Origin of the sequence: Cobetia sp. 1AS1, from assembly GCF_029846435.1 — a bacterium.
GTDB lineage: Bacteria > Pseudomonadota > Gammaproteobacteria > Pseudomonadales > Halomonadaceae > Cobetia > Cobetia amphilecti.
The window spans coordinates 169,546-185,089 of the sequence record NZ_JARWKU010000001.1 but is presented as its reverse complement, the minus strand read 5'-3'; the positions used below and the strand labels follow the sequence as shown (position 1 = coordinate 185,089).

13 protein-coding genes are annotated in these 15,544 nt (G+C 66.4%); 4 read left to right on the top strand and 9 right to left on the bottom strand.

The annotated features are described in order from the left end of the window. Positions 1-172: 172 nt before the first annotated feature. Together aroC and prmB are read right to left on the bottom strand one after the other, a co-directional pair. Positions 173-1,264: a chorismate synthase gene (gene aroC / locus QD280_RS00785; protein ID WP_279838004.1), complete on the bottom strand. Its 1,092-nt coding sequence runs from the start codon at positions 1,262-1,264 to the stop codon at positions 173-175. A gap of 132 nt (positions 1,265-1,396) precedes the next feature. Then, the gene (gene prmB, locus QD280_RS00780; RefSeq protein ID WP_279838003.1) at positions 1,397-2,359 is read right to left on the bottom strand and encodes a 50S ribosomal protein L3 N(5)-glutamine methyltransferase; all 963 of its coding nucleotides are present in this window, start codon (positions 2,357-2,359) and stop codon (positions 1,397-1,399) included. Between the two features lie 254 nt (positions 2,360-2,613). Between prmB and QD280_RS00775 the strand changes: the two genes are divergently transcribed. Together QD280_RS00775 and QD280_RS00770 are read left to right on the top strand one after the other, a co-directional pair. Then, the gene (locus QD280_RS00775; RefSeq protein WP_279838002.1) at positions 2,614-3,219 is read left to right on the top strand and encodes a Smr/MutS family protein; all 606 of its coding nucleotides are present in this window, start codon (positions 2,614-2,616) and stop codon (positions 3,217-3,219) included. Positions 3,220-3,375: 156 nt separating this feature from the next. Continuing rightward, complete coding sequence (locus QD280_RS00770) at positions 3,376-4,218, top strand: transporter substrate-binding domain-containing protein (protein ID WP_279838001.1); 843 nt, start codon at positions 3,376-3,378, stop codon at positions 4,216-4,218. A gap of 156 nt (positions 4,219-4,374) precedes the next feature. On the opposite strand, the gene QD280_RS00765 is transcribed toward QD280_RS00770, so the two are convergent. The 6 genes from QD280_RS00765 to QD280_RS00740 all read right to left on the bottom strand — a co-directional run bounded on the left by QD280_RS00765 (position 4,375) and on the right by QD280_RS00740 (position 12,964). Then, entirely contained in the window at positions 4,375-5,547 is a 1,173-nt protein-coding gene (locus tag QD280_RS00765) for a patatin-like phospholipase family protein (protein WP_279838000.1), read from the bottom strand. A gap of 58 nt (positions 5,548-5,605) precedes the next feature. Beyond that, positions 5,606-6,574 (bottom strand): alpha/beta fold hydrolase, encoded by a 969-nt coding sequence (locus QD280_RS00760; protein ID WP_279837999.1) that lies wholly within the window; start codon positions 6,572-6,574, stop codon positions 5,606-5,608. Further along, positions 6,571-7,545, bottom strand: coding sequence for an alpha/beta hydrolase (locus tag QD280_RS00755; RefSeq protein WP_279837997.1), 975 nt, complete (start codon positions 7,543-7,545; stop codon positions 6,571-6,573). Before QD280_RS00755 ends, QD280_RS00760 begins: the two co-directional genes overlap by 4 nt. Before the next feature lie 126 nt (positions 7,546-7,671). After that, a complete protein-coding gene (locus QD280_RS00750) occupies positions 7,672-9,018 on the bottom strand; it encodes a hypothetical protein (protein ID WP_279837995.1) in 1,347 nt (448 codons plus the stop codon). Further along, on the bottom strand, positions 9,018-11,792 hold the full coding sequence (locus QD280_RS00745) for a GldG family protein (protein ID WP_279837994.1): 2,775 nt from the start codon (positions 11,790-11,792) through the stop codon (positions 9,018-9,020). The genes QD280_RS00750 and QD280_RS00745 overlap by 1 nt, the downstream gene beginning before the upstream one ends. Further along, positions 11,789-12,964 carry an ABC transporter ATP-binding protein gene (locus QD280_RS00740; RefSeq protein WP_279837993.1) on the bottom strand — a complete coding sequence of 392 codons (1,176 nt, stop codon included), beginning with the start codon at positions 12,962-12,964 and terminating at the stop codon, positions 11,789-11,791. Before QD280_RS00740 ends, QD280_RS00745 begins: the two co-directional genes overlap by 4 nt. A gap of 592 nt (positions 12,965-13,556) precedes the next feature. Between QD280_RS00740 and QD280_RS00735 the strand changes: the two genes are divergently transcribed. Both QD280_RS00735 and QD280_RS00730 read left to right on the top strand, forming a co-directional pair. Next, positions 13,557-13,688: a hypothetical protein gene (locus QD280_RS00735; RefSeq protein WP_263643036.1), complete on the top strand. Its 132-nt coding sequence runs from the start codon at positions 13,557-13,559 to the stop codon at positions 13,686-13,688. A gap of 140 nt (positions 13,689-13,828) precedes the next feature. Continuing rightward, complete coding sequence (locus QD280_RS00730; protein WP_043335541.1) at positions 13,829-14,779, top strand: AEC family transporter; 951 nt, start codon at positions 13,829-13,831, stop codon at positions 14,777-14,779. Positions 14,780-14,906: 127 nt separating this feature from the next. Here QD280_RS00730 and sixA read toward each other — a convergent pair whose 3' ends face one another. Next, positions 14,907-15,416 (bottom strand): phosphohistidine phosphatase SixA, encoded by a 510-nt coding sequence (gene sixA, locus QD280_RS00725; RefSeq protein ID WP_054554945.1) that lies wholly within the window; start codon positions 15,414-15,416, stop codon positions 14,907-14,909. Positions 15,417-15,544: the final 128 nt, after the last annotated feature.

The following is a 15,544-nucleotide window of genomic DNA, read 5'->3' as shown; positions in this document are numbered from 1 at the left end:
ATTCGAGTCTAGCAGCGCGAATGACACGGGGGCAGCCTGCTACTTACGTCTTTTCTTATTTACTTTCCGCAAGCCAGCCCACAACGCAAGACGCCCCAGCCACGAAGGATGCAGGGCATCACTCCACGACTGGGGCGTGTCTTTCTACAAGCTCAGCAGCGCCGCAAGCGGCTTACACCTCTCGCAGCACCGGCGTGTCGACCTTGACGTCGGCGTTCTGACCGCGATGGCGCAGCAGGTGGTCCATCAGTGTCAGCGCGACCATCGCCTCGGCGATCGGCGTGGCGCGGATACCGACACACGGATCATGACGGCCGGTGGTGATCACCTCGACCGCCTCGCCGTTGACGTCGATGCTGCGACCCGGCAGTCGCAGGCTGGAGGTCGGCTTGAGGGCGATGCTGGCACGGATGGTCTGGCCGCTGGTGATACCGCCCAGAATGCCGCCGGCATGATTGGAGAGAAAGCCTTCCGGCGTCATCTCGTCACGGTGCTCGGTGCCCTTCTGGCTGACCACGGCGAAACCGTCACCGATCTCGACGCCCTTGACGGCATTGATGCTCATCAGGCCATGCGCGAGTTCGGCATCGATGCGATCGAAGATCGGCTCACCCAGGCCGACCGGCACGCCAGTCGCCTCGACGGTGACCTTGGCGCCCACGGAATCGCCTTCCTTGCGCAGGGCGTCCATGTACTGCTCCAGCTCCTCGAGGCGATCGGCATCGCCACAGAAGAACGGGTTGGTGTCGACCAGCGACCAGTCCTTGACCTCAAGCTCGATGGGGCCGAGCTGGGACAGGTAGCCACGCACCTGCACGCCGAGGCCCGCCAGATACTTCTTGGCGATGGCACCGGCGGCGACACGCATCGCGGTCTCGCGGGCCGAACTGCGGCCGCCGCCACGGTAGTCACGCTCACCGTACTTGTGGTGATAGGTGTAGTCGGCGTGGGCCGGACGGAACTGGTCCTTGATCTTGCCGTAGTCCTTGGAGCGCTGATCGGTGTTCTCGACCATCAGGCCGATGGCCGTGCCAGTGGTGCGACCCTCGAACACGCCCGAGAGAATGCGCACCTGGTCCGGCTCGCGACGCTGGGTGGTGTGGCGCGAGGTGCCGGGACGGCGGCGGTCCAGATCGATCTGCAGATCCGCTTCGCTGATCTCGATGCCCGGCGGGCAACCATCGATGATGGCGCCCAGTGCCGGGCCGTGGCTTTCGCCGAAGGTGGTGACGGTGAACAGCTTGCCGAAGGTATTTCCGGACATTCAGGGGGTCCTCAGGCGATGCCGCCGGTCATGGCCGACGGCGTTCTGATAATAGTTGTCGTAAGCGTTGCAGAGCCTGGCGGCCTGCGCCCGTGCTTCTGGCGAATCCCGCCGGGTCAGGCACCCGCCAGCTCAGGCGAATTCGGGCGCGCAGACTTCCAGCGTCTGGGCATCGATGGCGAAGACGCCGTTGCCGCCGCGCTCGAACTCCAGCCACATGAAGGGCACTTCCGGGAAGGCTTCCATCAGGTGACGCTCGGAGTTGCCGACCTCGACGATCAAGATGCCGTCGTCGGTCAGGTAGTCACGCGCCTCGCGCAGGATACGGCGCACGATATCCAGGCCGTCGTCACCGGCGCCCAGCGCCAGTGCCGGCTCATGGCCGAATTCCTGCGGCATGTTGGAGAGATCGAAGGTATCCACGTAGGGCGGATTGGAGACGATCAGGTCATAGCGCTTGCCCGCCACGCCCGCGAACAGGTCCGACTGCACGGCGATGACACGCCCTGCCACGTCGTGGCGTTCGATGTTGCGTCGCGCGACTTCCAGCGCCTCGCTGCTGATATCGACCAGGTCGACCTCGGCGGTCGGCATCACCAGCGCGGTGGCGATACCGATGCAGCCGGAACCGGTACACATGTCCAGCACGCGAGTCGGCGGCAGTTCCGGGAACCAGGCCGAGAAGCCGCTCTCGATCAGCTCGGCGATCGGCGAGCGCGGAATCAGCACACGCTCATCGACATCGAAGGGCACGCCGGTGAAGAAGGCCTCGCCCAGCAGATACGGCAGCGGCTTGCGGGTGGTGATGCGCTCACGCACCAGCGCCACGATGCGCGCTCGCTCCATGGTCAGAAGGCGCGCGTCGATCACGGCGGGGTCCGTGTCCCACGGCAGATGCAGCGCACCCAGCACCAGCGCCACCGCTTCGTCCCAGGCAGAATCGGTGCCGTGGGCGAAGTGCAGGCGATGCGCGTGGAACTCACTGGTCGCCCAGCGGATCAGGTCGCGCAGGGTCACCAGCTCCTCGACGAGACGGGAGTCCGGCTCACTGAGGCTGGAAGGATGGCGCAGGTCGGACGCGGAAGATGTGGACACGGTGATTCCTGTAAGCGGACAGATGGACAACGAGCGCCGCCAGTCGTGAGGGGTCGGTGGCGTCTCGCGCAGGCATTGTAGCGTTCACGAGGCGTGGCGGCGACCCTTGGCATGCCTTGATGGCGCGCCTGCCGCTTTTGTCTTCGCAAGCGACAATCGTTTGTCTTCGACAGTGGCAACCGCCTGTCTTCGACAGCGACAACAGCCGCGCTATACTGCGCGACTTGCCATTTTATTGCCCGCGGAGCCCGGCCATGCCACCCAACCACGACGACAGCTCGGATACCGGCGACGACTTCAACGCCTTCCGTGCCGCCCTCAAGCAGGCCGGCGTACGCAAGATCACCACCAACCGCGCCGACCCCGGCCGCAAGCCCCTCGACAAGGAAGAGCAGGCGCGTCTGGCGGCGCGCCGCGCTGCCGCCAGCGAAGCCTCGACCGACTCGCTCGGCACGCCATCGCGCACCACCGATGGTCAGGTCGAGCCGGTCACGCCCAGTCAGCTGCTCGACTTCGCGGTACCAGATCTCCCCTACCGCCAGCGTCAGCGCCTCAAGCGCGGCGAGATCGCCTGGGAGGCGGGCCTCGACCTGCACGGCTATACGCTGGAGCAGGCCCGCATCGAGCTCGAGTCCTTCATCGACGATGCCATCGCCCGTCGCTCACGCTGCGTGCTGGTGGTGCATGGCAAGGCATGGACCGGCATGGCTGATCACCCCATCATCAAGAGCCACGTCAATGCCTGGCTGCGCCAATGGCCTGACGTGCTGGCCTTTACCTCGTCACTGGAGCTGGATGGCGGCAGCGGCGCAGTCTATGTCCTGCTGCGCAGCAAGGGCCGTGACCCGCTGCTCGACTGAGCGAATCCTACGGTCGCCACATCGCCGAGACATTGATGATCCGAGCATCTGATAGCTGAGCGCCTGAATAGCTGGGCATCCGTATAGTTGAGTATTTGAGTAGCAGAGGCAGGCCTCACGCCGAGCCTGCCGCCATAACGACAAGGGAACACCCTGATGACACCCAACGCTGAACAGCCAATGCGCACCTCTTCACGCCGCGCCCTTTCCGCTGCCATTCTCGGCGGCGCGACCGCCGCTGGTCTGTCACTGGCCTTCGCCATGCCGGCCACCGCCAGCGATGCACTGTCCGACAGCACGCTTTCGCGCGTGCAACAAGGCCAAGTGCTGAAGGTCTGCACCACCGGTGACTATGCGCCCTTCAGCCACCGTGAAGACAATGGCGACTTCGAAGGCATCGACATCGACATGGCCGCCTCACTGGCCAGGAGCCTGGGCGCCACGGTACAGACCGTGCCGACCAGCTGGCCGACACTGATGGAAGACTTCACCTCCGGCAAGTGCGACATCGCCATGTCCGGTATCTCGGTCAAGCTGGACCGCCAGGCTCAGGCCTACTTCAGCCAGCCGTACCAGACCGGCGGCAAGACGCCCATCGTGCGCTGCGAAGACGTCGACAAGTACCAGACCGTCGCGCAGATCAATCAGCCCAGCGTGCGCATCACCGTCAACCCGGGCGGCACCAACGAGCGCTTCGCCAACGAATTCCTGAGCGATGCCACGCGCGTCGCGCACAACGACAACCGCACCATCTTCAACAACATCATCGAAGACCGTGCCGATGTGATGGTGACCGACGCCATCGAGACCCAGCTGCAGGCCAGCCGTCACCCGGAGCTGTGCAGCGTGCACCCAGACTCGCCGTTCACCTTCTCCCAGAAAGGCTATCTGCTGCCGCTGGGTGACAATATCTGGAAGGCCTACGTCGATCAGTGGCTGACCCAGATGCAGGGCACCGGCGAGCAGGCTGCCATCTTCGACAAGTGGATCAACGGCTGAGACGACGCTTCGCTCAGGCTCCGGTCACACGCTCTGCAATGAAGCGCTCTGTATTGAAGCGCTCTGTATTGAAGAGCACTGTAGTGAAGAGCACTGCAACGAAAAGCCCCCGCCAATCGGCGGGGGCTTTTTCATTAAAGGGCAACTCACGGCAGGCTAGCCGTCGCTGCCCTTCTCGTAGCGATCCAGCGCTTCGGCGGCCAGATGACGGCCCAGCTTGATCAGGCCCGCGGCGCGGTGGAATTCATAGGCACCACACACCGTCTTGGGAATCTCGACCAGGATATCCGGCGGATAGCCGGCGATCTTGTACTTGGCCAGCGTCGCCTGGGTGATATCGAAGGAACGCATCATCATGTCCAGCTTGCCCCAGGCAAGCTCCGGCGCATTCTCATCGACCCGCTCAGGCTCGGCTGCGGACGCTGGCGGCAGCTGCTTGCCCTGGGTGACAGCGCCAGTCTCTGCCTGCGGCTCTGCCAACGCTTCTTCTCCCGGCGCTGGCTCGGCATCGCTGCTTTTCAGTGCCTCGAACTTCAGGCGCGAGGCATCGCCCGGCGGCAGCGGGACGCCGCCGACCGGGCTGGCAAATGCCATGCCCTGCTGGTCCTCCAGCGCCTGCTCCTTCTCGGCAGAGAAGATGCGCTCGGCCCCGCGACGCACTCCCCGCAGCCAGTCACTGAAACCACCGCCGCGCGCCTCCAGGGCGGCTTCGCGCGCCTCTTCCTCGGCGGCATCGGCCGGTGGCAGCATCTGCTCCAGTGTCTGGTTGCGCGGCGAATGCGCCGTGGCGTTGACCGCCAGCACCAGGTCAACGTGGGCGGCGACCAGCGGCGTGATCGGCAAGGGATTCATCAGGCCGCCATCCACCAGCACCTTGCGGTCGCGTTGCACCGGCGTGATCACCCCGGGCACCGCGATGGAGGCCCGAATCGCCTCGAGCAGATTGCCGCTCTGGAACCAGACCTCCTTCTGGGCGATCAGGTCGGTGGCGACGGTGGTGACCGCAATCGGCAGGTCCTCGATGCGCGTGTCGCCGATCAGGGCTTCCAGCTCATCCATGATGCGACGCGCGCGGATGGCGCCCATCGGGCTCCAGGTGACATCCACCAGCCGCAGCACGTCAAAATAATCCAGCTCACAGACCCAGTCGCGATAGGCATCCAGCTTGCCGGCGGCATGGATACCCCCGACCAGTGCGCCCATCGAGCAGCCCGAAATGGCGCGAATGTCGTAACCGCGCGCCAGCACTTCCTCGATGACGCCGATATGGGCATAGCCTCGGGCCCCGCCACTCCCCAGTGCCAGGGCGATGGTCTTGCGCTTGGCCATGGCATGTCTCCCGCTGCAGATGATGATGGATGAACGGACGCGGCACGCGGTGCATCGCTCAGTGCGAGCTGATCCACTCGACGATGGCATCGGCGACCGCCGCCACATGCGGCGGCTCCAGATGCAGGTGGTGGCCACCCGGCAAGACGCGACGCTCGAGCCTCTTCACGGCATCGCGCGCCTGCTGCGCCTCGTGCCTTATGGTCAGGATACCCTGCTCGCCCTCGATCAGCAGTACCGGTTGGGTCAACGCCGCCAATAACGCCAGCACCTGCTCCGGGGTGTAGCGCATCAGTGAAGGCCGCAGCAGGCGGCGGTCACTTCTCAGCCGCAGGCCACCGTCTTCCAGTACCTCGAGGTTGCGCTCGACGATCGGCCGCGCCGTGTCGGCATCGATCGGCGTAACACCTCCCGCGACCCGCGCCGCCACGGCGTCCTCGACATGACGATAATGGGCACGTCGCGTGGCGGCGCGTCTGACCGGCTGCGCGTGGCGTGCCAGCAATCCGCGGCGCAGCTGATCGACCACCTCCGAGGCTGGCGTGGCAAGTGCGCCGATGCCATCGATCAGCACCAGTCGCGCGATATATTCCGGCAGCGCCGCAGCCACCTGCCCCGACACCGCCGCCCCCAGCGAGTGCGCCATCACCGTGACGGGCGCGCGCGACAGCCCCTCGTCATACAGGCCTTCCAGTGCCTCGATCACATCGTGGCAGTAATCCCATACCGCATAATCACCGTGCTCACCCAGCGGACTCGAGTGCCCGTGACCGACCATGTCGATGGCGATGAGACGAATGCCCAGCCGTTCACACAACAGCGGCGCCAGGCGGCTGAAGCTGGCGGCATTGTCGAGCCAGCCATGCAGCGCCAGCCACGTCGGTGCCTGCTCGGCGTGCTCGGCAGGCGCCCACTCCAGGGCCGCCAGCTCTCCGCCCGTGCGCCGTGGGAAGCGACGCTCACGCAGCGTAACGTTGGCGCTCAGGGGAGCCTCTGCGATGTCCTGAACGGTTTGATCAGTGCTCATGCTTGCCTCCCGGCCAGCAGGCCTGGCGGCAGCACATCCGGCGGCGCGAGGTCGGCGATGGCCGCCAGCAGCGCGGCGCGCGTCTCCTGTGGGTATTCAAAGGGGTACATATGTCCTCCCCGGACATGCTCCACCGTCAGCCCGGCGCGGCGCAGGCGTGCCTGGCGCGCCGGCGTGAGCAGATCAGACTGGGCGCCGGCCAGAATCCTGACCGGCACCGCCAGCTTCGCCGGCGAGCCTGACAGGTGATCGCTGAGGTGACGGAAGATCTCGACCTCGTGACGGGTATCGAAGCTCAATGACAGGCTGCCGTCCGCGTGACGATGGGTGGCGTTGTCGACGTAGTCATCCAGCGCCTCTGGCGTGAAGTTGGCGAACAGTGAGCGGCGGCGCAGGTAATCCTGCATGGCCTGACGGGAGTCCCAGCGTGCGCGACGCCCGCGAGTGCGGCCTGCCGGCGTGACACGATCAATGAAGCCGAAGCGCTTGGCGACCTTCATGCCCAGCGCATCACGGCCCAGCATCAACGGCGGGTCGAGCAGCACGAGGCAGTGGAAGCGTTCCGGCTGCTTGAGCGCCGCCATGTAATTGACGATGCCTCCCAGCGAATGCCCGACCCCGATCACCTTGCGCCCGGCGCCGCCCGCCGCGGGCAACGGCCCCAGTGCGGCGTCCAGACATGCCAGCCACTCATCACGCAGCGAGATCAGATTGTTGCCGACCGGATAGGCAGGGTCGTGCGCCAGTCGGTCCACCGGCAGCAGATTGAAGTGCTCGGCCAGCGGCGCCAGCAGGCTCTTGTAGCAGGCACCGGTGAAGCCATTGGCATGCGCGAAGGCCAGCACCGGGCGCTCGGTGTCGGTATTCAGGCCCGCCGGGTCAGCGTCGCCCTGCTTGGACAAGGCCTGTTCGGACAAGGCACGTCCGGACAAGTCCTGCCCGGGCCGGGGTTGCCGTGAGGTGGCATTCATCGTAAGGTCTCCTTACCACGGGCCGCCGTCCCTGACGCGCCCAGACAAACGGTTGTTTAAATATAGTCAACAGCATGCCAGCCCCGCCCAATAGGCGCTACTCCTCCCTTTGGCCCATGGAGCACCTCACTCCCCTTCCATGCCCGCCGGCACCAGCGCAGCGGCTGTTTCCGTGCTGGGCTCGGCTGCTTCCGCCTCAGGCAACGCCAAGGCACGACTGACCGCCAGCGCCGCCTGAACCGCGACAGCCGTGAGCTCAACGTGCTCGTCTTGGGGCACCCTCGCGCCCAGTGCCAGCAGATGATCGCGCAGCGCGCCATTGACCTGTATCTCGACGGCATTCAAGCGCGCGACCAGTTCAGGCGGCCACCCCTTGCCGGAGAGCGTCAGCCGCGCCCAGGGCTTGCTGCCCGCGGCGATGGCCAGCACCAGCTGGGTGCGATCATTGAGCTGCTCATGCTGACGGTAATAGAGCGAGGGGCGCGACCAGTTGAGGGTCAGCGTCACGGCAGGCTGCCAGGCGTCTGGCTGGGCTGCGCCGCTTTCAGGCGTGGAGGCACGGGGGCGCAGGTCATTCTGCGTCAGCGGCGACAGCGCAGCGAGAATCTGATGGGCAGCGTCGCTGTCAGGTGCCAGGCCTCGCACCAGCGGCGCTTGCCGTGCTGACGCGTCTTGAGCAGACGCCGCCAGCGAGATGTCCATGCGACTCAGCGGCTTGTACACCGCGGCGTCACTGCGCAGCTCGGTGACATTCAGCACCTCGCTGGGCGCCATGCCGCCGCGCCAGTCCGGCAACCCGATATCGCGCGTCAGCTCCCAGATCGGCGCGCCATTCACGCCAGCCAAAGCGTGGGAGCCTTTCACTTTCGCATCCGAGGGCGATGGCACCCACCGCACGTAGCGTCCCGCCAACTCAGCCCTGCCCGCACCGCTCAGCTGCGTTGCCGCCGCGGGCCTGGCGCCCAGTTGCAGACTCACCTGAGCGCCGTTGCCCTTCACGCTCAGCAGCGGTGACTGCGCGCTGAAGCCCAGCGCTTCAAGTGCCTTGTCCGTGGCCGGCTTGCGCGTGCGCAATTGTGCCTCGCCCAGCTGACTCACCAGCGCCTCCACCTTGCCCTGGCGGGCAGGCCAGCCGGCCAATGAGGTGATCTGCCAGTCGCCTGCGGGCCCACGCGCCAGACTCAACCAGTCCTGGCTGGCCTCTGCGCCACGTCGAATGCCGATACGCTGCGCCGAGGCGGCCACCTGCGAGAGCAGCGGCAAGGGCAGCAAGATGCCTGACTGACCCGCGGCCACTGTCGTCAGCGCCTGGCTCATCAGCGAATCACTTTGCCACTGGGCCAAGTCTGTCCCGCCCGTGGCGGGGCCTGAACGCAGCGATTCCAGCAGTGACGGCCCTGCGGTGAGCGCCGTCACCGCGGCCACGGAGACCAGCGCCGTCAGTGCCCATCCCGTCCGATTGAAGCGCCCCATCAATCACCTCCCGACTGGGTAGTATCGCACGGCGTCGCCTTGCCTGAAGCTGCCTTGCCTGAAGCCGCCTTGCCTGAATCTGCCTTGCCTGAACCTGCGGCTGACTTGCCCGAGCCTGTCGAAGCGCTTATGGCGGCGTGACTCGCGGAGCGGGCGCTGTGCTGTGCATTGCGCTGTTCCTTGCGCTGTTCATTTCGTTCTGCGCTGCGCTTCCCGCTGGGCTGACCGTGGCCCGACAGACGCCCTGTCGACTGATAGCCCGCGCGACGGCTGGCACGATAACGCCGCCAGCAGATCAGCTCGCCAAGCAGGCTCAACGCCACCGGCAAGGCCAGCAGCGTCCACAGGCGCAGCTCGCGGCGCAGGGCATCACGCTCGGCATTCGCCTCACGCTGCTGACGTGACAGAGCGTCCTCGAAGTCATGCTGCATCGCCGCCAGGGCGTCGCTTTGCTGCGCGGCTTCGGCCTTGCCAGACACCGGCGTCGCGCCGAGCGCACTCAGACGCGTCTGCCAGTCATTGCGCAGCCGGGTCTCCTCGGCGGCCTGACGATCGGCCAGTTGATGCAGGCGCGTCAGCTCGCGCACCTGATGGGCACGCGCGCGCAGGGCGACCAGCTCGGGGCTGCCCGCCAGCAGGTCCACGGCATTTTCCAGCCAGCGCGCATTGGCATTGAGGGCCTGCTCGCTGCCATCCGCTGCCGTGCGCCGCCACAGACGATCACTGGCCATGTCGACATCGCTGACCACCAGCAACTGGCCGCCCTTGGCGCCTGCCGCTGGCCATTGCGCCAGCACGGCCAGCCCGCCCGCCGGCGGTGTTTCCCCCGCCAGTCCCGACAGCGGACGCGGATCCATGCGGCTGGCGTGAACACGCGCCGCCGGAATCAGCCGCGCCTCATCACTGCCACGAATCAGCCACTGCAACGGCGCGTCTTGCGCTCCCGGGCCTTTCGATGATGCGTCTGCTGCATCAGGCAGCGGCGCCAACCAGCCCGCGCTGGACATCACCAGTTGCTCGACATTGAGGTTGAGCGCGGCGTCCGACAGCTGGGCAGCACTTAGCCCGAGCAACGTCGGACTCAGCGCACGCGTGCCGTCCAGCAAGCCGATCGGCAAGGCCAGCTGCGCATCCGCCACCACCTCGCCCGCGCGTGATTCAAGCCCGGCGCGCGCCAGCAATGTCGTCAGCGCCTCGGAAGCCGGCGCCGGCTGATCGAGCATTTCGGGCAGCGGGTCCACCAGCATCAACACTCGGCCGCCACGCTCGAGATAGGCCGTGATGGCCTCCAGCGTCTTGACCGGCAACAGCCGCGGCGCGATCACCAGCAACGCATCCTGATCGGCGATCGGACGCGCGGCATCATCGCCGGCCGACAGCCAGTCGATGCGCAGGCGTGCATTGAGATGCTCCATCAGGCCCCAGCTGCCCAGCGCTCTGCCCTGCTCCAGACTGGGTTGGCCCATCACCGGCAAACGCGAGACGACACCCAGGCGCGGCGGCTCGGTGCGCGAGACTTCCTGGATCTGGCGTGTCACCTGCGCTTCCAGCCCGCCGATATCCGCCGCCTTGAGCAGCGGAATGGCGCGGCGTTCGGCGTAGGGGCCATCCACCACCAGCCCGAACAGCATCTCTTCGCCGCCCGGCAATGACAGCGCGGTCAGGCCCTGCGCTTCGAGATCCGCGAAGTCGGCACTGTCCGGCGCAGGGTCGACACGCTTGAGGCGTATCTGCGGTTCACGTGCGAAGGCGGCCAGACGCGTCTCGATCCGTGTCGCCAGTTCACGCAGCTGCGGCAGGTCGGCGGCGAAGCGTTCGCTGTAGGCGAAGGTCAGCGTCACCGGTGCCTCGAGGTCATCGAGCACCGCACGACTGGCGGGGCTCAGGCTGTGCTGACGCGTGGCGGTCAGATCATGCGCGCGGGTGAGCGGATTGTGGCCGTCGGCCGTCAGCAGCGGCGGCAGGCGCACGCCGGCCAGCAATAACGCGGTGACCGCAGCCGCCAGCGCCGCCGTGACCAGCCACTGTGGCGCCTGCTTGCGTGCATGGCGCTCCTGACTGAGGCCGCGCGCCTGCAGCACCAGCCCGGCCAGGGTCAGCAGCAGGAAGTAGCTGGCATCTAGCCAGGTCGGCCGGCCTTCACTGAAAGGCGTCAGATGTGCTGGCAAGCTGATCAGATCTAGCAGCTGCACCCAGTGCGGCGCCAGATGCTGAGCCAGCTGGCTCGTCACCGCGGGTGTGCCCGGCAGCATCAGCGCCAGGCCCAGTACCAGCGCCCCGAGCCACGCCGACAGCGCAGAAGGCGCGCGCACCGCCAGCGCCTGGCCGAGACTGGCCAGCGCCATCACCAGCAGCGCCATGCCCAGATAGCCGCTGAGCATCAGGCCGAGATCCGGCGTGCCGAGCCAATGGATCAGCACCACCAGCGGCGCCGTCATCGCAAGCCCCAGCCAGCCCAGCACGCTGGCACTGATCAGGCGTGCGCTGGCCAGTCGCCACGACCCCAGCCCGAGGCCGGACAGCCATTCGAGCAGGCCGTTGGCACGCTCTTCCGGCCAGCCGCGCAGCGCCAGCAGCGGTGTCCACAGCACCAGCAGCCAGGGCAATACCTGCCACAGCGAGCCAAGATCGGCGCGATCACGTGCCAGCAGATCGCCCACCTCGAAGGCCCCCAATGGAGCCAGCACCGCCATCACCACCAGCAGCGACCAGCTGGCGCCCTGCGTCAGTGCCTGATGCAGGTCACGGCGGACCAGCGCGAGAACGGCCCTCATGACGACACCTCCTGATCTGCGCGCGGTGTCTGCTTGCGCATCGGCAGCGGCGAGGGCTGCTCCGCCATGCGCGTCACCAGCTGGCGGAACGCGACCTCGATATCGCCCCGTTCGTGGACGCATTCATCGAGGCGGATCTCCATGTAGCTGCACCAGCGTGCCAGCGCGGGGCGCGGGTCCTGGTGGAGCCGCCCGGCCAGACGCAGCACGGCGCCGGTCGAGACCACCAGCGGCGACTTGTCACGCGCCATGGCATCGCCGGGCTTGACGGGCGTGATGGCCGCCACGCCCGGCAGACGCGAGACACTGGCCAGCTCGCGCTCGCTCAGGGCCCGGCTCAGCGTCACTCGCCATACCGGCAGGCTGGAACTCGCCCCATACCCCGCGCCGTAGCGCGAACGGCTGCCACCCAGAATGCCTTCGCTGACGGAGGTCGCGGCCAGCGCCTCCGGCGTGTCATCGAAGCCCAGCTGGCCATTGGCCATGACCAGCACGCGGTCACAGATACGAGGCACTTCCTCCAGCAGGTGGGTGGAGACGATGATCAGTCGCTCGCGACCCAGCTCACGAATGAAGGCGCGCACGCTGTCCTTCTGCAGCGGGTCCAGCCCATCGGTGGGCTCATCGAGCAGCAGGATGTCCGGATCATGGGTCAACGCCATCGCCAGCGCCACGCGACGCCGAAAGCCTTTGGATAACACAGCGCACAATTGATTGGCGAAAGGCGTGATATCCAGGCGATCCATCAATGCCGCAAGGCGATCATTGCGCACCTTGCGCGACAACCCATGCAGACCCGCCACGCACTCGAGGCTCTCGCGCACCGTCAGCTGCGGCCACAGGGGCGCGCCCTCCGGCAGATAGCCGATGCGACGCTTGAGACGATTGAGCTGGCGCTGACTGGCGCGACCATCGAAGGCTTCGCCTTCCAGCTCCAACTGGCCCTGGGTAGCGGCGAGCGTGCCCGCCAGCATGCGCAGACTGGTGGTCTTGCCGGCACCATTGGGGCCCAGCAGACCGATGACCTCACCACGCGAGGCCGTGAAGGTCAGCCCGGTGACAGCCTGTTGCTGGCCGAATTGACGCCCGAGCCCACGACTGACCAACAGCGCCGGGGAAGCGGACGGCTCGGCAGACGCGCGCGCGGGAGTTGCCGCAGAGCGAGTCGCCACAGAACGAGTCGCAGCAAAGGGCGTCGCGTCAGAGGGCGTCGCGGCAGAAGATGACGCAGAGGTCGTGTATGGGTCCTGCAAGATACCCGCTCCTTGTACTTTTCTTGATAGGGGCAATGCGCTGCCGGGGCTGATGGTTCCGGCAGGTGATCATGAGGCCGGAAGATAACCGTGGCACCGGCAGATAACCGTGACAGATGACAATGCAGCGCACAGGGTAAGCGGACAGCCTGCGCTCGCCAAGCAGGAGTGCGCGCACAGTCGCCACTCGCGCGGTTATGGCGTCTATTCCGCCCTTTGCCGGCCCTCAGGCGGGCCTCGGCGCCGGTCTTCTCTACCATCACGCCCGCCCGCGCCCCTGGTTGGCGCCATGCGGCCAGCGCAACCTGATACCAGAGCTGATGGCCGAGCTGAACGACTATCCCTAAGTCTAAGGAAAGCCTGATATGCTGGGCGGATGACAGGCACGCGCCGTTGTCAGAGCGCCTGCTGGCCGGCCGTCTGCCCGCCAGGGCCTTCACACGTTGAGCCTTCTCCCGCTGAGCCTTCATTCGCTGAGCCAATATTTCACCTTGCTGGACAGGACCCCTCGATGCCCAAGCATGACAAGCAGTCCGCTACTTCCTCGCCGTCTTCCAGGCCGCGTCGCGATACCCGCCTGCGCAACGGCCTGTTCTGGGCCTTGCTGGCAGCGGCCTTGATCACGGGCTTCTGGCTGGCCTGAGCCAGGCCGCCGCGGCAGTTCACGACGGGGCTGCAACGGGCCGCCGCGGTAGCGCGACGCTCGCCAGGCACTGACCAAAAGCCTCACCAGACAGACCGCAACACTCACAGGACAAGGGCGGAAATGAGCGAGACTACTTCATGAACGACATGCTGGCGCTGTTCGTCGCGACCCTGAACGTCACCGTTCCGGTTTTCGCGATGGTATTTCTGGGCCTGGGCCTCAAACGCCTCGGCTGGATCGATGACACCTTCATCGGCACCGCCTCATCGCTGGTGTTCAAGGGCACCATGCCGGCGCTGGTCTTCCTCTCCATCGTGCGCGCGGATCTGGATCACGCCCTGCGTCCGGGCATGCTGACCTATTTCGCGCTGGCGACACTGGGCACCTTCCTGCTGCTGTGGGGCTGGGCGATCCTGCGCGTGCCGAGAAAGGAACGCGGCGAGGTGGTCCAGGGCTCGTTTCGCGGCAACTGCGCCATCGTCGGGCTGGCACTGGCCGCCAACCTCTACGGCGATCTCGGCCTCTCGATGGGCGGCATCCTGATGGGCGTCGTCATCCTGTCCTACAACATGCTGTCGGTGGTGGTGCTGTCGAGCTATCTCGGCGATGGCCGCACCAGCTGGAGTGGCATCGCGCGCGGCATCATCACCAACCCGTTGATTCTCGGCGTGCTGGCTGCCCTGCCCTTCGCGGCCTTCAGCTGGCAGCTGCCCGAGTGGCTGGAGACCTCCGGCGACTACTTCGCGCGCATGACGCTGCCGCTGGCATTGATCTGCATCGGCGGCACCCTGTCGATGCGCTCGCTGCGTGAAGGCCGCAAGCTGGCGCTGAGCGCCAGCTTGATGAAGATGATCAGCGTGCCGCTGCTGGCGACCACCGTCGCCGTGCTGCTGGGCTTCCGCGGCACCGAACTCGGAGTGCTCTTCCTGTTCTTCGCCTCACCGACGGCGGCGGCAAGCTTCGTGATGGTGCGGGCGATGGGCGGCAATGACCGCCTGGCCGCCAACATCATCGCCATCAGCACCCTGATGGCGGGCATCACCATCACGGCAGGCATCTTCGTGCTCAAGCTGAGCGGTCTGGTCTAGCAGCAGCGGTCTGATCAAGCAGCAGCGGTCTGGCTGCAGGCCACAACGAAACGCCCCCGCCAGTGCAGACTGGCGGGGGCGTTTCGTTGTGGCTCAATGGTAGTGGTTCATGACAGCCGCGCGTGACTTACGCCAGCTCCGCCGGGCTCACGAACTGGTGCAGGTCCGCCAGACCGGCAGCCCAGACATCGGCGTCCAGCCAGGCAAGACTTGCGGTGGCAAAGGCCAGCTGGGTGCTGCCGGGGCCATCGACCAGGGCGCTGGCCAGATTCGAGACCAGCGGATTGTGGCTGATGATCAGCCAGTCGCGCGGCTCGCGCCCTTCAGAGGTGGGCGGCACATGGGTCTGCAGCCAGTCGAGTACCGGCGTCAGCGGGTCGTCCGGGGTGATGATCTCGAGCGTGGTCTGCTGCTCACCACTCAACTCCAGCGCCGAGGAGATCTCCTGGGCGGTCTGCTGGGCACGGGTGAAGGGACTGACGACCAGCGTCAGGCGCGCACGACGCTCGGCGGGAAGCTGATGGGCCAACCAGCGCCCGATGCGGCGCGCCTCTTCGCGGCCATATTCACTCAATTCGCGGCTGGGGTCCGGCGTGCCGGCCTGGGCCTCACCGTGACGCATGATCAGTACACTCATGACATTCTCCTGAAAAGATGACTGCCGCAGCGCAAGCGCTTCATCACTCGCTCTATCGCTGCGGCCGATGACCAGGGACTCGCCAACCGGAGCGTTGCACGAGTCAGACAAGGAGATGGCGAAACACA